The 24343-nt window shown below is 71.8% G+C and carries 16 protein-coding genes and 1 tRNA gene; 8 read left to right on the plus strand and 9 right to left on the minus strand.

Features of this window, described 5'->3' with window-relative positions; genetic code table 11:
• Positions 1–75 precede the first annotated feature (75 nt).
• Entirely contained in the window at positions 76–285 is a 210-nt protein-coding gene (locus WME95_RS21635) for a ribbon-helix-helix domain-containing protein (RefSeq protein WP_012236467.1), read from the minus strand.
• Positions 286–599: 314 nt separating this feature from the next.
• On the opposite strand from WME95_RS21635, the gene WME95_RS21640 reads away from it, so the two are divergent.
• The 3 genes from WME95_RS21640 (at position 600) to WME95_RS21650 (ending at position 3665) form a co-directional block, all read left to right on the plus strand.
• On the plus strand, positions 600–1457 hold the full coding sequence (locus WME95_RS21640) for a hypothetical protein (RefSeq protein ID WP_437910368.1): 858 nt from the start codon (positions 600–602) through the stop codon (positions 1455–1457).
• 1 nt (position 1458) lies between these two features.
• Entirely contained in the window at positions 1459–2238 is a 780-nt protein-coding gene (locus tag WME95_RS21645) for a hypothetical protein (protein WP_437910369.1), read from the plus strand.
• 227 nt (positions 2239–2465) lie between these two features.
• Positions 2466–3665, plus strand: a complete 1200-nt coding sequence (locus WME95_RS21650) for a pseudouridine synthase (protein ID WP_437910370.1) — start codon at positions 2466–2468, stop codon at positions 3663–3665.
• Here WME95_RS21650 and WME95_RS21655 read toward each other — a convergent pair.
• Positions 3577–4740 carry an AAA family ATPase gene (locus WME95_RS21655; protein ID WP_012236471.1) on the minus strand — a complete coding sequence of 388 codons (1164 nt, stop codon included), beginning with the start codon at positions 4738–4740 and terminating at the stop codon, positions 3577–3579. The two genes, WME95_RS21650 and WME95_RS21655, sit on opposite strands and share 89 nt — an antisense overlap.
• A 175-nt stretch (positions 4741–4915) precedes the next feature.
• Positions 4916–4990 (minus strand) — tRNA-Gly (locus WME95_RS21660).
• 411 nt (positions 4991–5401) lie between these two features.
• Between WME95_RS21660 and WME95_RS21665 the strand changes: the two genes are divergently transcribed.
• Positions 5402–6631: an FHA domain-containing protein gene (locus WME95_RS21665; RefSeq protein ID WP_437554323.1), complete on the plus strand. Its 1230-nt coding sequence runs from the start codon at positions 5402–5404 to the stop codon at positions 6629–6631.
• Positions 6632–6743: 112 nt separating this feature from the next.
• On the opposite strand, the gene amrB is transcribed toward WME95_RS21665, so the two are convergent.
• Positions 6744–8231 carry an AmmeMemoRadiSam system protein B gene (amrB, locus tag WME95_RS21670; RefSeq protein ID WP_437910371.1) on the minus strand — a complete coding sequence of 496 codons (1488 nt, stop codon included), beginning with the start codon at positions 8229–8231 and terminating at the stop codon, positions 6744–6746.
• Between the two features lie 70 nt (positions 8232–8301).
• Between amrB and WME95_RS21675 the strand changes: the two genes are divergently transcribed.
• Entirely contained in the window at positions 8302–8904 is a 603-nt protein-coding gene (locus tag WME95_RS21675) for a YkgJ family cysteine cluster protein (RefSeq protein WP_437910372.1), read from the plus strand.
• 10 nt (positions 8905–8914) lie between these two features.
• On the opposite strand, the gene WME95_RS21680 is transcribed toward WME95_RS21675, so the two are convergent.
• Positions 8915–11089 carry a RelA/SpoT family protein gene (locus tag WME95_RS21680; protein WP_437554329.1) on the minus strand — a complete coding sequence of 725 codons (2175 nt, stop codon included), beginning with the start codon at positions 11087–11089 and terminating at the stop codon, positions 8915–8917.
• Between the two features lie 259 nt (positions 11090–11348).
• On the opposite strand from WME95_RS21680, the gene hemW reads away from it, so the two are divergent.
• Positions 11349–12596, plus strand: coding sequence for a radical SAM family heme chaperone HemW (gene hemW, locus WME95_RS21685; protein ID WP_437910373.1), 1248 nt, complete (start codon positions 11349–11351; stop codon positions 12594–12596).
• Between the two features lie 81 nt (positions 12597–12677).
• A complete protein-coding gene (locus WME95_RS21690) occupies positions 12678–13619 on the plus strand; it encodes a pyridoxal-phosphate dependent enzyme (RefSeq protein ID WP_437910374.1) in 942 nt (313 codons plus the stop codon).
• A 60-nt stretch (positions 13620–13679) separates the two neighbouring features.
• Here the strand turns inward: WME95_RS21690 and WME95_RS21695 are convergent, their stop codons facing one another.
• The gene (locus WME95_RS21695) at positions 13680–14450 is read right to left on the minus strand and encodes a carbon-nitrogen hydrolase family protein (protein WP_437910375.1); all 771 of its coding nucleotides are present in this window, start codon (positions 14448–14450) and stop codon (positions 13680–13682) included.
• A 103-nt stretch (positions 14451–14553) separates the two neighbouring features.
• Entirely contained in the window at positions 14554–15000 is a 447-nt protein-coding gene (locus WME95_RS21700; RefSeq protein ID WP_012236479.1) for a response regulator, read from the minus strand.
• A gap of 258 nt (positions 15001–15258) precedes the next feature.
• Between WME95_RS21700 and WME95_RS21705 the strand changes: the two genes are divergently transcribed.
• Positions 15259–19689, plus strand: a complete 4431-nt coding sequence (locus tag WME95_RS21705) for a protein kinase domain-containing protein (protein ID WP_437910376.1) — start codon at positions 15259–15261, stop codon at positions 19687–19689.
• A 111-nt stretch (positions 19690–19800) separates the two neighbouring features.
• Here the strand turns inward: WME95_RS21705 and WME95_RS21710 are convergent, their stop codons facing one another.
• Together WME95_RS21710 and WME95_RS21715 are read right to left on the minus strand one after the other, a co-directional pair.
• Positions 19801–21171 (minus strand): hypothetical protein, encoded by a 1371-nt coding sequence (locus tag WME95_RS21710; RefSeq protein ID WP_437910377.1) that lies wholly within the window; start codon positions 21169–21171, stop codon positions 19801–19803.
• Positions 21172–21358: 187 nt separating this feature from the next.
• Positions 21359–24106, minus strand: a complete 2748-nt coding sequence (locus WME95_RS21715) for a transglycosylase SLT domain-containing protein (protein ID WP_437910378.1) — start codon at positions 24104–24106, stop codon at positions 21359–21361.
• Positions 24107–24343: the final 237 nt, after the last annotated feature.

The following is a 24343-nucleotide window of genomic DNA, read 5'->3' on the forward strand; positions in this document are numbered from 1 at the left end:
CCGCGCCGCGAAGCTATCCACGAGCGACCGGCGCCCAGCATCCCAGGCCCAGAGCCTTGCGGCCCCCGGCGCCGGTCATTTCTTCGGGATCGGCGGCGCGGCGACCGGCGGGCTCTCCAGGGACATCTGCCCTGGCAGCACGTGCTCGTAGTGCTTGAGGACCATATCTATCCCTTCGCGGATGTAGACGGCGATCGGGACCTTGGTGCGTTCGTGCAGGATCTTCAGCCGCTCGGCCTGCTCGGGCGTGATGTAGATGGTCGTCGAGACTTTCTTCCGCGACATGTCACGCCCGGGGGGGTAACCCGCCAGTCTCGAAGGGTACGACTGACAAGACGTTACCCTAGATGCCGGTACGTATGATGTCAATCGGAATGGCGCCACCGCGCTCGCCGGGGTTCAGGGATCGGCCGGGCTGGGCCGCGGGTCGCGTCCGTCGTCCGTCGCGTCCGTCGCGTCCGTCGCGTTTAGTGGGCTTCTTGATGTGCGCGCGGGCCGCGGTCTAGACTGCGGCTTGAAGCTGGTCCGCGTCGGGACGGCTCGCCCGGCGCGTCGAGCTTCTGTCCCGAGGGTTCCGGGCTGGCCGGAGGAATCTCTTGATGACGCGATTCCCGCTCACCTGGCGGTCGTCCAGGTGCTCGCTTGTGGCCCTGATCACCATTTCGGTCGCCTCCTGCGCGTCCTCGACGCCGGAACCCTCGAGCGCGAAGGGCTCCGCCAGCGAACGGGACACGGCGGTCGTCCACGAGCCCTGCGACAAGGACTCCGCCTCTGCGGAGAAGGTCGATGTGAACGGCGACCGGATACCCGACATCATCCACGTGAAGCAAGACGGCCGGGAGGTCTGTCGGGTCGTCGATCTGAACCTGGACGGCGCGATCGACGCCTTCATCTACTACGACGGCAAGGGGGTGGAGCGGCGGCGCGAATCGGACTTCGACCGCGACGGGCGGGCCGACGAGATCGCTCACTACGAGCGCGGCGCCGTCGTGTTGAAGGAGCGCGAGACCAACTTCGACGACAAGCTCGACACCTGGGACTACTACGAGGGTCCGCGCCTCGCGCGCCGCGAGCGCGACTCCGACGGCGATGGGATCGTCGACCAGTGGTGGCAGTTCAACAACCCGAACGACGCGAAGTGCGCGGTCGTGGCGAGCGATCAGAACGCCGACGGCAAGGCCGATCCCGGAAGCGTGGTGGATCTCTGCGCCGAGTCGTACGGCGCGCCGAGAGCGCCCGTGCCCCCGCCGGGCGGCGCCACGCCCCCGGAGGGTGGGGCGGGCGCAGGGCAGCCTGCGGCCGCCGGGGCGCCGAACGCCGCAGCTGCCCCCGCCGCGGGCGCGGCTGCATCGACGACCGCCGCGCCCACCCCTGCCCCCGCCGGCGCGGCTGCATCGGCGACCACCGCGCCCGCGGGCTCCGTGCCTGGCCAGCCGGCCGCCAAGAAGGGACCGTGACATGAGGAGACAAGCGCACATCGCGCTGGCCACGCTCAGCCTGCTCGGCGCGGCGTGCGGCTCGGATCCAGGGTTCGAAGGCGCGAAGGCGCCGAGGGTCGAGGCGGCTCGCAACGCCGACGGCAGCATCGACGATCGCTCGATGTGCGACTGGAAGGGCAAAGAAGATCGCGAGACGAGCGAGACCGCCGGGCCAGGCGCGATCCAGCCCAACGTGAGGCGCGTCTGGCAGATCGTGGGCACCGGCGAAGACCGCCAGAGGGCGCTCGTCTGCCGCGAGATCGACACCAACTTCGACGGGGTGAAGGACGTCGTCCGCAAGTACAACGACAAGGGCGAGAGCCTTCACGAGGAGTCCGACTCGAACTACGACGGCCGGATCGACACATGGCTCACGTTCGCCGGTGGAAGGCTGGCCGAGGTGAAGGTCGACTCCGATCGCGACGGCAACCCCGACGAGTGGAAGTACTACAGCGGCGGCAAGCTCGCGCGCATCAAGCGCGACACGAACCGCGACGGCAAGCCGGACGTCTGGGAGATCTACCGCATGGGGCGGCTCGAGCGGATGGGCGTGGACATCGACGCCGACGAGCGGGTCGATCGGTGGGATCACGACAACGAGCTGAAGCGCCGCTTCGAGGACGACGAGCGCAAGAAAGAAGAGGAGGCCACCGCTGCAGCCGCGAAGAAGGCTGCGGAAGATCAGGCGGCCGCGGACAAGGCGAACGAGGCCGCGGGCGAGAGCGGGAGCGCGGCGCCCCCCAGCGACAAGAAGAAATAGAGCGCGCCTCCTTCGAGCCGAGGTGGGGTCAACCTCGCCCCCTGCCCTGACGGCGCAAGCGCGCACAGGTGCTCCTGCCGCCGCAGGTGTTCGCCAGGGCAGGCGCGCCGGCGTAGGCCTCGGATCCCAGCTGCGTACCGCCCAGGTCGGTCGACGCGGCGCGAGGGGCGTGCTTATCAGTGCCGTCGGCCGACACCATCGCGTCGGCGTAGGTCCCCGAGCACACCATGGAAGAACGTCTGCAGAAGATCATCTCGCGCGCCGGCGTCGCCTCGCGCCGCGCATCGGAGGAGCTCATCCTCGCCGGGCGGGTGCGCGTGAACGGGCGCGTCGTGACCGAGCTCGGCTTGAAGGCCGACCGGCAAAAGGACCGCATCGAGGTCGACGGCAAGCGCCTCGTCTCCGAGGCGCCGGTCTATGTCGCGCTGCACAAGCCGCGGAACGTCGTCTCGACGCTGCGCGATCCCGAGGGGCGCCCGACGGTCGCCGACCACGTGCGCGGCACGGGCGCGCGGCTCTACCCCGTGGGTCGGCTCGACTTCGCGACGAGCGGCATCCTCCTCATGACGAACGACGGCGACTTCGCCAACGCGCTGCTCCATCCGCGCGGCGGCGTGCCGAAGACCTACGTCCTGAAGGTCCAGGGCGTCATGAGCGACGACGATCTCACGCCGTGGCGCGAGGGGATCCGACTCGAAGATGGCGTCACGCTGCCGGCCGAGGCGCGGCTGCTCCGCCACGAGGGCGACAAGACGTGGATCGAGGTGACCCTCCGCGAGGGCCGCAACCAGCAGATCCGGCGCATGGGCGAGGCGACCGGCTGGCCCGTGATGCGCCTGGCCCGGACGACGTTCGCCGGCGTGAGCTCGGAAGGACTCCGGCCGGGAGAGTGGCGCGCCTTGACGGTGGATGAGCTCCTCCACATCCGCGAGGCGTTCGGCGTGCCCAAGCGGATCCGCGGCGCGATGATGGGCGCGTCGTCGGGTCCGGTCGACCACCGCCGCACGGCCAGCTCGGCCCGGTCAGGCGCGAAGGCGTCACCTCGGCCTACACAGGAAGCCGGTGGTGCGGCCACGCGCGGCCGGGGACCGGCACAGCCGAGGGCTCGCTCCAGAGCCAACGCCGACGCCCCGAGCGCACCTGGTCAGGGCCCGGCCGGGCGGATGGCTCGCTCCAGGACCGACGCCGCCCCGAGCACCTCCGCCCGGAGCCCGGCTGGGAGGACGGCTCGCTCCAGGACCGACGCCGCTCCGAGCACGCCTGCCCGGAGCCCGGCCGGGAGGACGGCACGCTCCAGGACGGACGTCGCCGCGCCGGCCGCGCCCGGACCGGGCGCCGCTAGATCTGCGCGAAACGTCCGCTCCGAAACGAAGCCTCGAGCAGCTGAGACACGCGCGCCTCGAGCTCGCGGGCGCGAGCGTCGTTGATGCCGGCGAGCGCCTGTTTGATCTCGCCGAGCGCCTTCAGCTGACTGAACAGCTGGACGTCGCCGAGCGAGGCGCCGCCCGTGAGGATCTGCCGGATCCGATCGATCTCCGCGGCGAGCGCCTCCACCCCGACGCCGAGCGCGCCGACGCGGCGGCGATCCGGGTGCTCGCGAAAGAAGGCCTCGAGCACCGGCTGCACGATGCCCTCGAGGATCGCCGCCTGATCCTGGTTGTTCCAGATGTGCTTGAGCACGAAGAAGTCGCTCGCGTCGGTCGTCTGGCGGCCATCGAGGTAAGCGCTCGCCGCGAAGAGCTTGAGCATCTTCACGACACGACGATCCGAGAGCGATATCCCTTCGGCGCGGATCTGGAACACCAGCCCCTTGTAGGCCGATAGGAACGCATCGCCGAAGTTCATCCGCGCGCCGAACCCTCGGCCGAGCTCGGCGAGCTCGCGCGCCGCGACGAGCGGGCGAAGCGGCTCGCCGGCCATGTGCCGGATCTCCTGCTGGATGCCGCGCTGGAGCAGCTCGCTGAAGTGGTAGGCGTCGAGGTTGTCGGACTGCACCCGCAGGAGGAAGCGGTCGAAGATCGCGGTCAGCGTCTCGTCGCCGGGCACCTCGTTCGAGGCAGCGAAGACGCTGATGAGCGGGCAGCGGAGCACCTGGCCGCCGCTCGCGAACTTGCGCTCGTTCAGCAGCGTGAGCAGCGCGTTCAGGATGGCGCTGTTCGACTTGAAGACCTCGTCGAGGAAGACGATCTCCGCCTCGGGGAGCATCCCCGAGGTGTTCCGGCGGTAGACCCCCTCGCGAAAAGCACCGATGTCGACCGGACCGAAGATCTCGTTCGGCTCGGTGAAGCGCGTGAGCAGGTACTCGAAGTACCGCGCCTGCATCAGCTCTGCGAGCGTGCGGATGAGCGCGCTCTTCGCGGTCCCCGGCGGGCCGAGGAGCACGCAGTGCTCGCCCGCGACGACCGCGATCATGAGCAGGCGGATGATCTCGTCCTTGCCCAGGAACTGCCGCTCGAGGCTATGGGCAAGCAGGCGCAGGCGCTCGTGGAGCGGAGCGGACATGAGGCGAATCCTCGTATCACAGGCCCGCCGCCTGGCGCATCGCCCCGTGCGTTCCCACGACGCCACCGCGCCGAGCGGTTGAGCAAAACGTTGAGCGAAACGTTGAACAAAACACAGAGGCCGGTGGGTCACACCGGCCTCGCAGGGTCTGCTCGCTGTCGCAGAGCCTATGTCGTGGAGCGGGAGACGGGATTTGAACCCGCGACGTCAACCTTGGCAAGGTTGCACTCTACCACTGAGTTACTCCCGCAGATGTCAATCACTTAATTCAGAAACCACATCTGAAGGCGTTTGTCAGAAAAATCCTGATTCGCGCCGGGTCATCACCGGAGGTTCGCTCCGTCGATGCGTGGCGGATGAGTACCAATCGGCGTGGTGGGAGTCAAGCTCTCAACAACAAAACCTCAAAACTTCCGTCGCCGGCAGGTTGCACGGCCGCTCTGGTCGAGTATTGTGTGGCCATTGCGAGCGAGGGGGCTCGCCAAGCAGCACCGCGCACGGTGCCGCTCACAAAAGCCTTCGCGTTCGCGACAGCGGCACCGTGTGGGGGGCTCTTACATCATAAGGGTGCCCGCCACTCGGCGCGCTCTTGGTTGGCCTGGGTCGACCAGGCAGGTCCTTTGGACTTGGGGGGAGCATGAACGAACAGACTGCTTTGCGAGTGGACGTTGCGGAGACAACGGCGCCGGTCCTTCAGAAAGAGTACCGGTCCGGAGTCCACGCCAAGCGACAGGATGACGACGGCGGGTGGGGGCTCGTCCTGATCGGGCTCGACGCTCCGCCGCGGATCGTGAGCCTCATGGACGGCGCCGTGATCGGCAGCGCCGCGCGCGACGGGCGCATCGAGGGCGAAGGGATCGCGCCGGAGCACGCGAAGATCAGCGTCCGTTCGGACGGTTGCTACATCGAGGACATGGACACCCACGACGGCACGTGGGTGAACGGCGTCCGCGCCCGGCGCATCGGCGTGATGCACGGCGACGTGGTGCGCCTCGGGCATCAGCTCGGGGTCTTCGTCGAGCGGCACCTCGCGCTGTACGACGGCGCGCCGTCTCGGCTCGGCCCGCTGGTGTTCGGCTCGAAGCAGCGCAAGGACTGGATCGACCCGGTGATGAAGCTCGTGCAGTCGGGCTCCAGCGTCTGCATCGAGGGCGCGCCCGGGGTCGGGAAGCGGACGCTGGCTCGCCTCGCCGCAGCGGTGCGCGAGGGCCTGGGTGAGACGCTGGTCATCGACGGCAGCGCCGAGACGAAGCCGGCCATTCCGCCGGGCGCGCGACCGATGACATGGCTCGTCCTCGACGCCGATCGCCTGCCGCGCCCGCAGCAGCTGGAGATCGCGCACTCGGTCGGTCGCTCGAACGGCGTCAGCATCATCGCGACGACCGGACAGCCGCTCGACCGTGCCGCCGGCGACGGGCGCGTCGCGCCGTGGTTCGCTTCGCTCTTCTCTGGCAAGCGGATCACGATCCCGACGCTCGAGATGCGGCGCGAGGACGTGCCGCTCATCGTGCGCGACATCGCGGAGCGCAACGCGATCGGCCTCGACCGCTTCACCCCGCAGCTCCTGGAGGCGCTCGTCCGCGCCGGCTGGCCGGGCGGCGTGCCGCAGCTCGAGTCCGCCATCGTGACCGCAGCCCAGGCTGCGCCGGACGGCCCGCTCTCCGTCACGCCGATCGCGGGATCGCTCGCGCGCGGCCCGCGGGTGAAGCCGAACCTCCCGCCCGCGACGGATCCTTCGCTCGCGCGCGCCCGCCTCGAGGACGCCCTCGCCCGGGCCAACGGCTCCGTCGCGTCGGCTGCGCGTGCCCTGGGCATGTCGCGGCAGGCGATCTACCGCGAGGCCGACCGGCTCGGCCTCGACATCGCGCGCCGCAGGGTCCCGCGCGGCTGAGTGACGCCCCTTTCACGACCGGGAGCCCTGCGTCGCGCCAGCGCGGGGGGCTCTCGGCGCGCTCGATGACGAAGCGCCAGCGCGCGCCAGGCGGACATCCAGGCGCGGCTCTTCAACCGTAAAATCCGAGAGACGTATGGCTGACGATCGATCCCTCCTCGGGGTCGACGCACTGCTCGTAGTGCAGCATCTCGCCGCGCGACGACGGCGGGAGCGCGCGCAGCAACGTGTAGATGGGGCCGAGGCCGCAGACGCGACGGCTGGCGAGGTCCCGAGCAACGTCGACGAAGAAGCCCGGCGCGTCGATCGACGTCGCGCGCTCGATCGAGGCGAGATCGCGGTCGCGCAGCGCCGTCCGCTGCCGCTCGTCCAGGGGCGCGGGATCACCGAAGCGCGGGCCGACGTGGGCGAGGTCCGCTCCTGCGATGACGAGGACGCGACCGGGGCGCTTCGCCAGGGCGTCGCGGAGCGCCCTCAGGAACGACTCGGCACCATCGTCTTGCGCGGGGTCGCGACGCCGCGCCTGACACTCCGAGAGGCCGCAGAGGATGGGTACGATCGACGCCGCGCGGCCGCCAAGGAGGTGCCGCACGAACACGGCCTGAAATTCGATCGAGTGCTCGTTCTTGTGCAGGTACTGGTCCTCGCGCACGTCGAAGCGGCTCGCCGCCGCGAGCTCCGCGATCATCTCTCGATCCGGATCGAGAGGACCGAGCGGCGTCGCGAACGTCTTCTCGCAGACGGCGTACGGACGGCGCATCGCGGCGTGCGACGTCCCGAGCAGAACGAACGTGTCGACCTGCTCGAGCCCTGGACCCGCCAGCGCCTGCTCCAGCGCAGCATAGGCATGCCCGTAGCCCGCCGCGGCGCGCCAGAGATCCATGTGCGGCGCGCAGAGCCCGACCATGCGTGTTGGCGCGCTTTGCGACGCTGCAGCGCGCGTCGCTCCGCCCTGCGGCCGCGCGACCTGGAGGCACTTTCGCTCGATGAAGTCGGCGAGCTTCCGTCGATCGCCGTGGTACGCGCCGCCCGCGTGCGCGGCCACCCGGATCGGCGCCGCGTCGAACGATTGCACGACGCTCCGCCGGCGCGCGTGGAATCGCGGGCTGTCGAGCATCCACGCGCGTTCCAGCTCGTCGGCCAGCTGCGACACGTGGGCGGCGTCCACGTGCTGGCCCGTCGACCGGGCGACGTCACGCGCGATCTCGTCGATCGATCGCCTCCCGTCGAAGCGCGCGAGCACGGCAGCGCTCGCGGCGGGAACGACGACCGGAGACGGCGCGATGCCCTCGGTGTCGCGCAACGTCAACGCGCGGCCATGGCGCTCATCCTGGATGACGACGATCTCAAGGGCTCGAAGCTTCGGGCGCAGCACCGGCATCCAGCGCGAGAATAGCGCGTGCGCGCTCGCCGCCCAGCGCGCGGCCTCGCGCATCCGAGAACAGCGCCGACGCCCCCCGCGGTCGCAGCGGCAGCTCGCTCCAGAACGGACGGCGCTGGTGCCCTGCGTCAGAGCGCCCGTCAGGATGGCGGATTGCTGCTTCGCAGCGGCGCCGCGTGGCACTAGGGTCGCTGCTTGAAGCTCCGCCCTGCTCCGCACCCCTCCCCTGGCATCGCGGCCGCTTCGGGCTGGCAGTACGTCCGATCACCACGAGAGCGCCTCCGAACGAATGCGTCGAACCACGCCCCTCGATCCACCCGTCCGTGAAGCCGATCTGCTCATCGAGCTCTCGGCCGTGTACCGCGAGGCGGAAGAGGTCTTCAGTGGCTGGACGTGCGAGGCCTCGACCGAGTGCTGTCGGTTCGGCATCACGGGCCGCGAACCGTACGTGACGTCCGTCGAGCTCGCTGCCGTCCGGCGCGCGATCGCGGCTCGCGGGGGCCGCCGAGCGCTCGAGGGGATCGTGCGAGCGGACGGGGCGGGAGCGCTTGAGTCGGGGGCGCCCGCGAGCGGTCCGAGCCGGCGACGCGCGCTGCCGCAGGCGTCGGAGCGGCGGTGCCCGATGCTCACCGACGCCGGCCGCTGCGCGATCTACGCCGCGAGGCCCCTCGGGTGTCGCACGTTCTTTTGTGATCGCGCCTCCGCTGGATCCCCGGTCCGCCACCACGACGTGACCCGGCTCGTCCGCAAGGTGCAGGAGATCGCCGCGCGACACGAGCCGGGGGGCGACCTCGGCCGTCCGCTCACCCGCGCCCTGGCGGAGGCTGGACCGAGCGCCGCGGGCGCGCCGCCCAGGACGAGCAGCGCGGCGCGCGCTCGCCGCGGCCGCTGAGGCCCGCCGCTCAGGTCCGCTCGACGGCCATCACGCCGGGGATCCGCTGCAGCCGCCGGATCACGCTCTTCAGCTGCGCGAGGTCGGAGCACAGGAACGTGAACGTGTTCATCGCCCGACCGTCGTCGCCCGCGCGACAGGTCGCCTCGCTGATGTTGATGCCCTGCTCGTGGAACGTGTGGCCGACCGTCGCGAGGATGCCCGGCCGGTTCGCCGTCATCACCTTGATCTGCACGGGGCGGTTGATCTTCGCGCGCGCGTCCCAGGAGATCTCCACGCGGCGCTCCGGGTCCGTGTCGAACGCCTTGGCGCAGTTACGGCGGTGGACGGTGATGCCGCGGCCGCGCGTGATGAAGCCGACGATCTCGTCGCCTGGGAGCGGGTTACAGCACTTCGTGTAGCGGACGAGGACGTCGTCGATGCCGTTCAGCCGGATGCCGTGGCTGTCGCGCCCGGTGACCTTGCGGACGAGCGACTCGATGCGCCCCTCCTTGATCGACTCGGGCGGCGGGGTCGGCGTGCCCTTCTCGTTCTCCTTGGGCGTGGGCGCGAGGAACTCGCACACCGCGCGGACGCTCACCTTGCCATAGCCGACCGAGATGAAGAGCTCGTCGGCCGAGGTGACCCCGAAGCGCTCCATGACCTTGCGCAGCTCGCCCTCGTGCTTCGTGAGGCGACTCAGGCTCATGCTCCGCTGGTGCATCTCCTTCTCGAGGAGCTCACGGCCGAGCTTGAGCGACTTCTCCCGCTGTTCCGTGCGCAGGTAGTTGCGGATCTTCGAGCGCGCGCGGCTGGACGTGACGTAATCGAGCCAGTCCTTCGAAGGGTGCTGGCTCGGGTTGGTCATCACCTCGACCACGTCGCCGTTCCGGAGCTTCGAGCGGAGCGGGACGATGGCGCCGTTGACCCGCGCCCCCGAGCAGTGCTCGCCGACCTGCGTGTGGATCGCGTACGCGAAGTCGATGGGCGTCGAGCCGCGGGGGAAGACGCGCACGTCCCCCTTCGGCGTGAAGACGTACACCTCGTCCTGGAACAGGTCGACCTTGACGCTCTCCAGGAACTCGGCCGGATCCTTGAGCTCCTTCTGGAACTCCATCAGCTGGCGGAGCCAACCGAACCGTGCGGCGTCCTTCGGGTCGATGCCGCCGGAGTTGTTCTCCTTGTACTTCCAGTGCGCCGCGATGCCCTGCTCCGCGACGCGATGCATCTCGTGGGTGCGGATCTGGATCTCGATCCGCTCGCGCCCGGGCCCGATGACCGTCGTGTGCAGCGACTGGTACATGTTCGGCTTGGGCAGCGCGACGTAATCCTTGAAGCGGCCGGGTACCGGGGTCCACTGCGAGTGGATCACGCCGAGCGTCGCGTAGCAGTCCGCCACCGACTCGACGAGCACGCGAAACGCGATGACGTCGTAGACTTGATCGAAATCGCACTGCTGCGCCTGCATCTTGCGCCAGATCGAGTAGAGGTGCTTCGCGCGGCCGGTGACGTCGACCGCGAACCCCTGCTCCGCGAGCTTGCCCGCGAGCACCTTCGAGACCTCGTGGATGTACTTGTCCCGCTCCTTCGCTGTCGTCTTGACCTTCTGCGAGAGGTCCGACCAGGCTTCCGGCTCGATGTACCTGAACGAAAGGTCCTCGAGCTCGCTCTTGAAGCGCGCGATGCCGAGGCGGTTCGCGAGCGGCGCGTAGATATCCATCGTCTCCCGGGCGATCCGGTCCTGCGCCTCGGGCTTCATGAACTCGAGCGTCCGCATGTTGTCGAGGCGGTCGCACAGCTTCACGAGGAGCACGCGGATGTCCCGCGCCATCGCCACCAGCATCTTGCGGAAGTTCTCGGCTTGCCGATCTTCCTTGGAAGCGAAGTTGATCTTCGAGAGCTTCGTCACGCCGTCGACGAGGAACGCCACCTCCTGGCCGAAGCTGTTCTCGATGTCGGTGGTCGTCGCGAGCGTGTCCTCGACGACGTCGTGCAAGAGCCCGGCGCAGACGCTCGCCGTGTCCAGCTTGAGCTCGGTGATGATCGCGGCGACGCTGGCCGGGTGGGAAAAGTAAGGGTCACCGCTCTTGCGGGTCTGCCCCTTGTGAGCGTCAGAGCTGTAGGCGTAGGCCCGGGCGATGAGATCGACGTCTGCAGCCGGCTGATAGGTCCGGACGCGATCGACAAGCTCCGTCAACGTCAGCATGAAGAGTTCGGTGGGCGCAATGCGCCCCCTCCCTTTCGCACGCTAACACCGCGATCTAGACCCCGCAATTGTGTCACCATGCGCGGCGCGCGCGCGCAGAGCAAGGTGCCCAGGCGCGTTGCCCGGCGCAGGGCACGCGCGCTCCGTCGCGCGTCCTCGTCGTCATCCACGCCATCCACGTCGTCCTCGTCCTCATCTCGGTTCATCTCGGAGTTTCCGCTTCGCCCGCTTGCGTCGGGTCGAATGTTGCTGCGGATTCATGAAAACCATGGAGCCGATCACCGTCTACGTCCACTTCCCCTGGTGCCTCAAGAAGTGTCCCTACTGCGACTTCGTGTCTTTCGCGAAGGCGCGGGAGGCGATCGACCACCGCGGCTATGCCGACGCCGTGCTGGCCGAGCTCCGGAAGCGGGAGGATCTGCTGGGCGAGCGCGAGCTCCGGAGCATCTTCTTCGGCGGCGGGACGCCGTCCTTGTGGGAGCCGGACGAGATGGGCAGGGTGCTCTCGGCCATCACCGCGGCTGCCGGCCGGCTGTCGCCCGACCTCGAGGTGACCGTCGAGTGCAACCCGACCTCGCTCGATGAGCAGCGGGCCCGAGCGTTCCGAGCGATCGGAGTGAACCGGCTGAGCGTCGGAGTTCAGGGCCTCGACGTCGAGCGCCTCCGGTTCCTCGGGCGCCTGCACGACCCCGACGGCGGGCTCGGCGCGCTCTCGGCGGCGATCCGGTCAGGGATGCCGCGCGTGAGCGGCGATCTCATCTACGGTGTCGCGGTCGGAACGGTCGAGGCGGCGCGGGAGCAACGCCCCGAGCACGCCGCCGCCGAGGCGCGCGCCGTGGCCTCGACGGGGGTGACCCATATCTCGGCGTACAGCCTGACGGTCGAGCCCGGCACCTCGTTCGGAGAGCTCGCGCGGCGCGGTCGCCTGCCGCTCGCCGGAGACGATGGCGTTGCGGACACGTTCTTCGCCATCGACGAGGCCCTCGAGGCCGAGGGGCTCGCCCATTACGAGGTCTCGAACTACGCGAGGCCGGGTCACGAGGCGCGCCACAACCTGGGTTACTGGCAAGGCGTCGACTACGTCGGTCTCGGGTGCGCCGCCTACGGGACGGTGTCGCGCCCCGATCCGCGCTGGGGCCTGCGCTCGGCCGGCGCGGAGGGCCATGACGGAGAAGCGTTCGCGGTCCGGTACCGGAACATCGTGAGTCCAGAACGGTACATGGCTGCGACGGCCGAAGGCGGCGACGCGATCGCCGTGGAGAGCGAGGAGCGGCTCGAGCCGGAGACAAGGCTGTCCGAGCGGATCATGCTCGGGCTGCGGCTGCGCGAGGGGCTCGATCTCGAGGCCGCCGCGGCGGCGCTCGGGGTGCCGGCGTGGCCGCCCTCGCGGCGGAGGGCCGCGGAGCGGCTCGAGCGCGCCGGCCGCCTGGAGGTGGCGGGCGGGCGGATCCGCGTCCCGCGAGCCGCCTGGGTCTTCGCCGACGGCATCGCGGCCGACCTGTTCTGAAGCAGCGCCGCGAGGGCGTCACGTGGGCGCGCGGCGCTCGCGGTGGACGCCGGGCCGGGAGCGCGCTCCGATGAGCGTCCCATGAGCCGTTTGCCTACCGTCGAGGACATCCGCGGCGCCGCCGTGCGCATCGCGCCCCACGCCCACGTGACGCCCGTCATGACCAGCCGGACGATCGACGGCATCGCAGGGGCGCGCGTCTTCTTCAAGTGCGAGAACCTGCAGCGGGTCGGAGCGTTCAAATTCCGCGGCGCGTGCAACGCGGTCCTGTCCCTCTCGGACGAGGAGGCGCGGCGCGGCGTCGCGACCCACTCCTCGGGCAACCACGCCGCCGCGCTCGCGCTCGCGGCCCGAATCCGCGGCGTCGCCGCGTACATCGTCATGCCCGAGAACGCGCCCGCCGTGAAGCGCGCCGCCGTGGAGGGCTACGGCGCCCGGGTCGTGAGCTGCGCCCCCACGCTCCGCTCGCGCGAGGAGACGGTCGCCCGCGTGATCGCCGAGACGGGCGCGATCTTCGTCCCTCCTTACAACGACCCGCGCATCATCGCCGGCCAGGGCACGGCCGCGCTGGAGCTCGCGGCCCAGGTGGACGATCTCGACGCCGTGGTCGCGCCCGTGGGCGGCGGCGGGCTGCTCTCCGGGACCGCCATCGCCACCGGCTCGCTGTCGCGCGCGCGCACGATCGGCGCCGAGCCCGAGGCCGCGGACGACGCGGCGCGATCGATGCGCGAAGGGAGGATCGTCCCCTCGAACGACCCGGTCACGATCGCCGACGGCCTCCGCACCTCGCTCGGCGAGCTCACCTTCGCGGTCCTGCGCGAGCGCGGGGTCGAGATCGTCACCGTGAGCGAAGACGACATCGTCAAGGCGATGCGCGTGGTCTGGGAGCGGATGAAGCTCGTCATCGAGCCGAGCGCGGCCGTCCCGGTGGCGGCGGTCCTGCGGCGCTTGATCCAAGGGGCGCGGATCGGCGTCATCGTGAGCGGAGGCAACGTCGATTTGACCCGGCTCCCGTTCGCCTGAGCGCGCTCGGGCGTTCGAGCCTAACCCGCGAGGGCGCGCTGGCGCTCCGCGCGCCCAGGCTCACGTGGCGCGCCGCTCTCGCGCGAAGCGCAACGTGGCGCGTACAGCGCTCGGCCCTGGGCCGGGCGGCGCCGCTGCGATCGACCGCCCTTGCGCGTCGAGGATGCGCGAGCCGCCCTGGCCGTCGAGCGCAGGGCGGGAGGGCCCCCAGTTGGCGTTCACGATCGAGATGTGATGGCGCCGGGCGAGCACGGGCAGGAGATCGGCGCGCATGTCCCCTTCCCCGGGCGAGTCGACCCACGCCGTAGGGAAGAGCAGCAGATCGGCCTCATCGAGCGCGTCGCCCGCGTCGTCGGAGACGAAGTGAACATCGAAGCAGATGGCGACGGTGAGCTTGACCCCGCGCAGCTCGAGGACCGGCGTCCCGAGATCCCCCGGCGCCGCCCAGCGCTCCGGGAACCACGGATGACGCTTGCGGTAATGGCCCACGCGCCGTCCCTCGCCGTCGAAGACGAGCAAGCTGTTGTAAAAGCGGCCCCCGCTCGCCTCGGCGAGGGGGCCGGCCAGCGCGATCCCGTGCCTTCGCGCGAGCTCGGCGAGCCGCTCCGCCGACTCCCCATCGATCGGCTCCGCGAAGCGGCGCAGATCGCTGTCCCCCCGCGGCGAGACATAGCCCGTGAGGATGAGCTCGGACAGCAGCACCAGGTCTGCCCCCGCAAGCGCTGGCGATCCGAGGAGACGGTCGATCTCGGCAAGCGCTCCCCCTCGGTCGCCGAAGCGCTGCGGCAGCTCGAGCGCGACCACGTCGAGGGAGCGATCGCTCAAGGGCACCACCGGACGCCCCCGCGGCGCGGGCACGCTCGCGCGCCGCCCGCGGGCGATCCGGTCGCATCGCCCCGGACAGCGCACGGCAAAGCCACGGCGCGCCCTCGGCTCAGCGGTGGTTCCGCGCGACCTGGAGCTGGTGGAGGCTCACCGCCAGGTCGACCTGGCGGCGAAGATCCGAGGCGATCCAGGGCTTCGTGATGATCCGGAACGCCGCGCTCTCCCGGGAGATCTTCTGGATCTGCTCGACGTCGGTCGGGGCGCAGACCAGCACCGGGACGTAGCTCAGCCCCTGCCGGCGCAGCTCGCGCAGCAGCGCGAGCCCGCTGAAATGAGGCATCCGGTAGTCGGCGACGACCACGGCGGGCGGCTCTTTCACCGCGGCCGCCAGCGCGCGGCGAGGGTCCCCGAAGGTGCGGACCTGGTAGCCCGAGCGGAGCGCCCGATCCATGAGGTCCAGGTTGAGCTCCTCATCGTCGACGGCGTAGAGGAGGGCTCCTTGGCCCCGACCACTCGAAGGTGGCGGCATGCTGCCGGAGTGCGGGGCATTGCCCATCAAGCGCGAGGGTATCAGACCTCGTTCTCCTGCACCACGCGCTCAAGCCGAGGTGATCTGGTTGCCTGCATCACGCCCAGCGAAGGGCAGCCAGGCGTGCGACACAGCGGAAAGGCCGCCAGATGTGAGCGCCGCTTCGCCCCGGCGCCCTGTCTCGCGTCGCTTCAGCGGGCCTCGAGGCGCCGCGAGCGATCAACCTGGACCGGCAGCGGCGTTCACGATCCACTCCGGCGGCGTTCGGCGGTAAGAGATCAGGAGATGCCCGCTCGCGATGGATTGCTCGAGGTCGGCGCGCTCGTGGACGGCCGGTATCAGGTGCTCGGCCACCTCGGGAGCGGCGGCCATAGCGTCGTCTACGATGCGCGCCAGATCGTGACCACCCAGCGCGTGGCGCTCAAGCTGCTTCGACCCGAGGTGCTGCGGCGCTCGCGCGAGTCGAGCTCCCAGGAAGCGCGCTTCGAGCGGGAGATGCAGGTCATCGCCCAGCTGAGCCACCCGAACATCGTTCGCCTGCTCGACGCCGGGCGCCTGCCCGAGGGCGAGCTCTACCTGGCGCTCGAGTACGTCGACGGCGAGACGCTGACCGCGCGCTGCCAGCGCACGAGGGGGGTCGAGCCGAACGAGGCGAAGCGGCTGATGCTGCAGGTGCTCGACGCCATCGGCTTCGCCCACGAGCGCGGCGTCGTTCACCGCGACCTCAAGCCGCACAACATCATGGTCGCCGGGTCGGGCAAGCGGACGCACGCCAAGGTGCTTGATTTCGGCATCGCCGCGCTCATCGGCGAGGCCCGCTCCGCCGACTACCGCGCGCTCACCCCCACCGGGGAGTTCAACGGGACCCCGGCCTACATGGCCCCGGAACAGCTCGTGCAGTCCACCCCGACCACAGCGGCGGACATCTATGCATGGGGGCTCACCTTTCTCGAGTGCCTGCTCGGCGCGCCCGTGATGCACGAGGCGACGGTCGCCGAGGTCATCTTCCGCCAGCTGAGCCCCGAGCCGGTGCCGATCCCGCGCGCCCTCCGCGGCCACCCCCTCGGCGCGCTGCTCGAGCAAGCGACCGCCAAGTCGCCGGTGCACCGCTTCCGGTCCGCCCGCGACGCCTACGAGCTGCTGGAGGAGTGCGACGTGTCGGGGATCCCGTGGCCGCTGCCGCCCGATCCTGGCCCCGCCGCATCGGTGAAAGGGCGCGGCGGCGCGCTGGAGCAGCGGGCGATCGCGACGCGACCGGCGCGGCAGGTCGAGGCCGAGCAGGAGACCCAGCTCGTGCCCTCCGAGCAACCCGAGCCGCCGCCGGGCACGGTGCGCAAATCCCCCGAGCAGCAGCGGCAGGACGACCGGCTCGGCGCCGCGCCGACGCTCGCGATCCCAGGCCGCAATGTCGCGCCCGCCGCGGCGCCGGCGAGGCCGATCCGCAACGCGTCGATCCACCTCGGCGCCTCGGGGAGCCCGCCGACGGCGCCGGCGACGAGCTTCACGTCCCGCCCCAGCGTCGCGCCCGGGACGCGGCCGATGTCGACCACCGGCCGCGGCGAGCGCCGCCAGCTCACCTTGCTGGTCTGCGGGCTCGCCGGCGCCGAGCGCATCGCGGATACGATCGACAGCGAGGCGTTCCACGAGCTCGTCCAGATGTACCAGGCGGTGTGCGCCCAGGTGATCGGGGCGCAGGAGGGGGTGTTCCTCCGCTCCCCGGGCGAGGAGACGATCGCGTATTTCGGCCACCCCGTCGCGAGGGAGGACGACGCCCTCCGCGCCGTGCAGGCGGCGCTCGATCTGGTCGAGCACATGTCCAGCCTGAACACGCGCGAGCTCGTGTCCGTGCCGCTGTCCGTGCAGGTCGGCGTGCACACCGGGATCGTCGTCGTGGCGGACAGCGACGCCGCGCCCTCGCTCGCAGGCCCGACCTTGAACGCCGCGACGCAGCTGAAGGCCCACGCGGAGCCCGGCACGGTGCTCGTGAGCCGCGCGACGCTGAAGCTCGTCGAGGGCTATTACCACGTGGACGCGCTCGGCGAGATCAGCCCGAAGGAGGGGCGCCAGCCGATCGAGGTCTTCGCGGTGCACGGGCGCACGACCGCGCGGGACCGGCTGGACGCGAGGATGCAACACGGGCTCACGCCGCTCGTCGGGAGAGACAGCGAGCTCGACGAGATCGCGGCCCGGTGGACGCGGGCCGCGAGCGGCGCGGGGCAGGTCGTGCTGATGACGGGCGAGGCGGGGATCGGCAAGTCGCGGAGCGTGCGCGCCTTCCGCGATCGGCTGGCGGGGACGCCCCACCTGTGGCTCGAGGCGCGCTGCTCGCCGCAGCTCCAGAACAGCGCCTTCTATCCGGTGATCGAGCTGCTCAACGCGCTGCTCGCGGGCGACCGCGAGCGCGCGAGCACGCTGAGCGGCGCAGCGCCGTCGACGGAGCGCGGCGCAGGGATCGAGCCGCGCGAAGACCGGCTCGCGCGGCTGGAGGAGCTGCTCGCCGAGGCGGAGGCGGGGCCGCTCGCCGTGCCGCTGCTCGCCGCGCTGCTGTCGATCCCGACCGAGGGACGCCACCCCGCGCCGGCGCTCAGCCCGCAGCGCCAGCGGCAGGAGACCATCTCCTCGCTCCTGCAGCTCTTCCTCGGGCTCGCCGATCGGCAGCCGCTCGTGCTCACGACCGAGGACCTGCACTGGGCCGACCCGTCGACCCTGGAGCTGCTCGGCCGGCTCATCGACGAGGGGCGGCCGTCTCCGCTGCTGCTTCTCCTGACCGCGCGCCCAACGTTCGCGCCGCCGTGGCCCGTGCGTTCGCACTTCACCCAGCTCTACCTCGCCCCGCTCAGCGCCGAGCGAATGCGGGCGCTCGTCCAGCAGCTGGCCGGCGCGTACGCGACGACGAGCGGCGCGCCGGGCATGAAGGCGTCGCTGCCAGACGAGGTGATCCGGACGCTCGCGGAGCGCAGCGATGGCGTCCCGCTGTTCGCCGAGGAGCTCACGCGCATGGTGGTCGAGTCGGCCGCCGCGCAAGCCGCCGCAGGGGAGTCGACCGGCGCGCCGAGCGCCGCGCGCCAGGGGGTGGGCGCGCTCGAGATCCCGACCACCCTCCAGCACTCGCTGACGTCGCGCCTCGATCGCCTGGGCCCTGCCAAGGAGGTCGCGCAGCTCGCCGCGGTGTTCGGCCGAACGTTCGGCTACGAGGCGCTCGAGCTGTGCGCGGCGGGCAGCGCGGGCGCGGAGCCGCTGCTCATGGCGTCGAGCCCCGAGGCGCTGCGCGAGGCGCTCGCGCAGCTCGTCGACGCCGAGCTGCTCTTCCAGCGGGGGCGCCCCCCGCGCTCGACGTACACGTTCAAGCACGCGCTGGTGCAGGACGCCGCCTACCAGTCGCTGCTCCGCGGCACCCGGCAGGTGTACCACGCGCGCATCGCCGCCGTCCTCGCCGAGCGCACCACGAATACGCCGCCCGAGCTGCTCGCGCGGCACTACACCGAGGCCGCGCTGCTCGGCCCCGCCGTCGCCGCGTGGCAGCGCGCGGGCGAGGCCTCGCTGTTCTCGTCCGCGCACGCCGAGGCGATCAGCCAGCTCAGCCGCGGGCTAGAGCTCCTCAAGCAGCTCCCGGAGACCAAAGAGCGGGCGCGCGACGAGATCACGCTGCAGACCACGCTCGGCGTCCCGCTGATGATCACGCGCGGCTACGCCGCCCCGGAGGTCGAGGCGACGTATGCGCGCGCGCACGCGCTCTGCCGCGAGGTGGGCTCCTCGCCGCAGCTCTTCCCCGCGCTGTGGGGGCTCTGGATCTTCTTCCACGTCCGCGGCGACTACGCGCTGGCGGAGCAGCACGGCGAGCAGCTGCTCGCGCTCGCCGAGAGCACGGGCGACGCCGGCATCACGCTGGGCGCCCACCAGGCGCTCGGCGCGACGCGCTTCCTCCGAGGGCACCTCCGCGAGGCCCGCGAGCACTTCAACAAGGTGCTCGCGCTCTACGATCCCGCGCGTCACCTCCCGCTCGCCTTCCTCTTCGGCCAGGACGCCGCGGCGTTCTCCCTGTCTCACCTCGCCTGGATCGCGTTCCACCTCGGCGAGCCGGAGCGCGCCCGGGCCTCGGTCGACGAGGCGATCGCGCTGTGCGAGGAGCTCAACCAGCCCGTGAGCCGCGGCTTCGTCGAGCACTTCGCGGCCGTGCTGTGCTGCCTGCTCGGCGATCTCGCGGGCGCGGAGGCGCACGCGCACGCGCTCAGCAAGCTCTCCGGGGAGGTGGGCATGCCCCACTGGGCGGCGCTCAGCCAGATCGACCTCGGCTGGGCGACGGCTGCGCGCGCGGCCGAGGGGCCGGCCGGCGAGGCGGCGCGCGCGCGGTATGCCGAGGGCGCCGCGCGCATCCGCGGAGGCCTGGCGATGCTGACGGGCATCGGCAGCCGCGTGTCGCTCACCTACTGGCGGTCAGCGCTCATCGAGGCGGAGCTCGGCGCGGGCAACGTCGACGAGGCGAGCGCGCTGCTCGCCGACACGCTGGCCTTCGTCGAGAAGAGCGACGAACGCTACTTCGAGCCAGAGCTCTACCGTCTCGAGGGCGAGATCGCCCTCGTGCGCGGCGCGCCGACGGCCGCGGAGGCGCGGGATCGGGCCGAGGCGGCCTTCCGGCGCGGGCGCGAGATCGCGGAGGGTCAGGGCGCGCTCGGCCTCCTGGCGCAGCTCTCCGAGCGCCGCGCGGCCCGCCCCTGAGCGGAGGGCGGCGCGCTGGAAGAGAAGAAGCAGCGCGCCTCGGCGGCGCGCGAGGCGCGTCCCGCCGCGAGGTGACCGCGGGAGACGCCGCAGGAGCTCCGGAGCGCGGCGCTAGAGCTCGCCGTGGGTGCGCATCGGCACCCGCCAGGCGACGATCTCGGCGTGCTGCTCGCGGCTGAAGGGCCGCTCGAGGAGCCGCGTGCAGGACTGCCGTGAGCGGAACAGCTCGAGGATGTAGCCCATGCGCTCGGGCAGCGACGCCCAGTCCTCTGCGCCGCAGCCGTGCGTCGTCTGATCGTGCGCGTTGTACTCGCTCAGGAGGTCGAAGAGCTCGCGATCCTCGATGGTCGCGAGCTCCGCGCAGTGGAGCGGCAAGCCGGGCGGCGCGGGCAGGTCGTAGCCGAGATCGAGGAGCTCGTCCGGCAGGCGCATGGTCATCATTTCCTTCGTGGCCATCAGGCGCCAGATCGCCTGCACCTTCTCGGCCTGCTCGCGGATCACGGACCTGAGCGCCTCGGGCAGGTGCCGTCCGGAAACGCCGATCGAGTCGCGCAGGCAGCGGACGGGCGCGTTGAGCGCCCTCGCGATGTACGGCTGGAGCCGCACCTGCTCGTGCAGCCCGACGAGCGCGTTGGCGAGGAGGACCAGCTCCGCTTTCCTGTCCTTCTCCTCCGTGAGCATCGCCTCGTGGTAGCGCGCCACGGCGCTGCGGAGCAGCCCCTGTCCCCCCTCCCGAGACTGCCCTGTCTGCAGCCCGTCGAGCAGCGCGGCGAGCTGCGCGTCGCCGGGCCGCGGGCACTCTCGATAGAGGTGGATCATGCGGACGAACAGGGGTCCGAGCTCCTCGAAGACCTTGAGATTGCCGAGGGCGATGTCCGAGCTCAGCTCGCGCAAGATCCGCTCTGGGATCTCCATCAGATCGAGTCCATGACCCCACCAGGGCGTGAGCAGGTTGACGCCGCTGACGAGCGGCGAGCGCTCGGGCTCGCCCTTGCCGCGCCCCGTCGCGATGCCGGCGCGCTGCGAGATCACCTCCCGCTCGTCCTCGTCCGAGAGGATCAGCTGCCGGAGCACCGCCGGCACCTCCTCGTTGCGGATGAACCGCCCCGCGGTCTTCGAGGCCCACGTGGCGAAGGTGCACCAGTGGGCGTTGCGTCCGCCGAGCAGCTTCACGAGCTCCGCGGAGATCTCGTAGTAGCACTGGGTGATGAGCAGGTTGCGCAGCACCGGCTGCCGCTCCAGCGCGATGACCGCGGGAACGTGGTCGAGCAGCGAAGGCAGCTCGGACGCCTCCGAGAACCGCACGCCGGAGTGCGTCCTCGCGGTGGTCCGCGTCGCGCGCTCCACGACGCCGCTCCGCGTCCGGAGCGCCTGCGCCTCCGCGGGCGACGAGAGGGAGGGCCGATAGACACCATCCTGGAAATGGCCGGAGTGCTCGCTCGCCGGTACCGCAGCCATCAGCGGCTTCACAGGGGTCGTCATTCTCCCGTGCTATCTCCGATCGCTACCAGCTGTCCATACCTGTCCATAAGTTCATGTTGAAAAAGGCCGGCTGGCACGCGGGGTGCTGAACATGTGACGCCGGTTACACACCGGCATGTTCAGCGGCGTCTGGCCACGCTCGGGCACGCTCGGCCGCGTTCGGCCGATTGAACGAGCACCAGCGGCCTCACGGCTGCTGCGGCGGAGCGAGCGGCGGGAGCGTCGGGGGGGCCGCGGTCGCCACGGCGCTTCCGCCGCTCCCGCCGCGCGGCCAGGTCGTGACGCTCACCCGACGCTCTCGGCCGAAGGTCCGCGCGACCACGGCGCGCACGTCGGCCGGCTCGACCTCCTCGAGCGCGCGGAGCAGCCTCGGCAAGCTGCCCGGGTCGAGCGCAGCGCGCAGCCGCAGATCGGTGATCGGCCGAGGAGACGCGGGCGGCGGCGCGACCGTCGCGCGCCGGGTGAGCTCCCTCTCGAGATCCAGCTTGAGCAAGGCCTTCGCGAGGGCCAGCTCCTTCCAGGTGGGCCCGGACGTCGCGAGCGACGCGAGCTCGGCGTCGAGGCGCTGCTCCAGCTCGGCGGCGCTGCGCGACGGCGCGGGCGTGAGCTCCACCGCCGCGACGCTCGCCTGCGCGCCGAGCGACAGGCGCCCCGTCACCTCCGACGCGAGCTGCCCCTCGGCCACGAGGGCCTTCGCGAGCCGCGCGACGCGCGGGCTGACGAGGATCTCCATCGCCACCCGGAGCGGCGCCTCGTCCGCGCCTCCCTCCGGCGGCGCGATCCAGCCATAGAGCAGCCGCGGCGCCGGCACCGCGTCCTCGATGACGATCCGCTCCTCGCGCGGGTGCGGCCCGATGGGCCGCTCCGGCCCCTCGACGGCGCGCTGGAGCGAGCGCGCGAGCGCCTGCTCGACCGCCGCGCGGGAGACGTCGCCAGAGAGCGCGATCGTCGCCTGCGCCGCGGCGCGCTCGCGCCGGAGCGACTCGGTGAGCAGGAGCTCGCTCGCCGCGCCTGCGTCGCCGCGCGCCCCTATCAAGGTGCCCTCCAGCGGGTGGCCGGTGGGGAACAGCGCGTCCCCGAGCGCCAGCCACGAGGGGCCGTACGGCGCCCGCTCGAGCGCGCCCCGCGAGGCCGCGCTGGCCTGCCGCCTGAGCTCGGCCACGCGCGCGTCGCTCGCCTCGCCGAGCAGCATCCTGAGCCGCGCGGCGACGAGGTCGATGCCGACGTCGAGATCGCGCGGAGGCACGGTGATCGCGACGCGCGCCTCGCTGGCGAGCGCGGGCCCCGCCGCGCCGGCGTCGCTCGCGGACCGCGCCGGGACGGCGACGGCCGCGCTGATCGAGACGAGCGGCGCCGCGGGATCTTCCCGGAAGTCGACCGCGATGCCGTTCGGGAGGCGGAAGCGCTGCACCTGCTCCTGGCCGACGCCCGCGAGGAGCCCGATCTGCTTCTCGATCGCCGCCTCGCGCCCCTTGAGGGCGCGGCGCGCGCTCGGGCCTCCGACGTCGTCGAAAGGCGACGCCGGGACGAGGCGCCCGCTCCGGATGCCGAGCGGGTCGTCCTCGAAGGCAGGGCGAAAGCCGACGCCGCCGCCGATCATCACGATCGGGAGCCTCGCATCGAGCGCCTCCGGGTTGCCGAGGAGCGGCATGGGCGCCGGCGCCTGGCCGGGCGGGGTGAAGAGGGGGAGCCGGTTCCGACCGAGCGACACGGGGCGGGGCGGCAGCGACGCGCCGTCCAGCGCGAGCTCGCCGATCGCGGCGCGCTGCGGCAGCCCAGCGCTCGCGCCGTCGCCCTCGTCCTCGTCGAGCTCCTCGTGGTCGAGGTAGGCGGGGAACAGGGCCATGGCGCGCGCGACGCGATCGGCGGGCAGCGAGATCAGGTGGTCGACACGGCCGGGCGGGACACGGTCGCGCAGGAGCTCGGGGTTGTGCTCGCGCAGCACGGCCGTCGAGATGCCGGCGGCGCGCGCGATCGTGCGGAGCCGCGTCCCCGGCGGCACCGCGACCTCGCCGAGGTCGAGCGGCGGGAGCGGCGCGACGTCGGGCAAGTCCAGCCCGAAGCGCCCGCGGTTCGCCGCGACGATCGCGAAGGCGACGATCTGCGGCACGTAGTCCGCGGTCTCCTTGGGGATGGCGCCGGCCTGCGAGAGCTCCGCGAGCCCGACGGGCCCGCGGGCCTCGGGATCGCGCGCCGCAGCGACCTTCGACAGCGCGCGGAGGACGCCGTCGTGGCCGAGGTTGTACGCCGCCAGCGCGAGGTCCCACCGGCCGAAGCGCTCGTACAGGTCGCGCAGGTGCGCGGTCGCGGCGTCCGTGGCCCGCGTGATGCCCATGCGGGCGTCGATCCACTCGGACTGCTCCAGGCCGTAGGCCTCGCCCGTCCTCGGCATGAACTGCCAGAGCCCCGCCGCGCCGGCCGGCGAGACCGCCCGCGGGTCGAAGCCGCTCTCGATCGCCGCGACCCAGAGCAGATCCTCCGGGAGGCCCGCCTCGCGGAGCGAGCGCTCGATGATCTCGCGGTACGCGCCGGCGCGCCGGAAGCGCCGCTGGAAGAGGGCGCGCCCCTCGTCGGACTGGGCGAAGAAGCGGACGAACCGCATCGTGCGGCGCGTGAGGGGCACGTCGAGGTCCGGCATCGCCAGCGTGGCCAGCACCGCCCCGTCGGGGTCCTCGAGATCCTCGTCCGCCGCGGGCTGGAACTCGTGCACGAGGAGCGCCGTGAGGGCGGGCGGCGCGTCGCCAGCGGGCGGAGGACAGGCGTCGGCCGTCGGCGCGAGGGCGGGCGCGCGATCGAGCAGGCCGGGATCACGGAAGGCGCGGTACGCCGCCGAGAAGGACGCGCGCACCGACGGCGCCTGGCCGACGGCCGCGCCCGAGATGCAGAGCAGCGCGCCGAGCCCGGTCCACAGAGCGGCTCGCCGTGCCCAGCTCATCGACGTGGATCTTGCTCCGAAACCGCCCGCGAGCGCTACGGCAAAGCGCGGAGACAACGGCGGCGCCGTGGGTTGCTCGACATCGCCACGCTTCCCGGCGCGCCCCGGCGCGCCCGCGGCGCCCCGCGATGTTCCCGCCCGAATTCCTCGGCGATCTGCCCCGGCGCCGCGCCCCGCGCCTGCGCGGGGCCGACGGCCCTCGCCGCGACCAGCACTAGCCGCCCGCGCCCGGGCGAG

The organism is Sorangium sp. So ce327, from assembly GCF_051530205.1.
Taxonomy (GTDB): domain Bacteria; phylum Myxococcota_A; class Polyangia; order Polyangiales; family Polyangiaceae; genus Sorangium; species Sorangium cellulosum_B.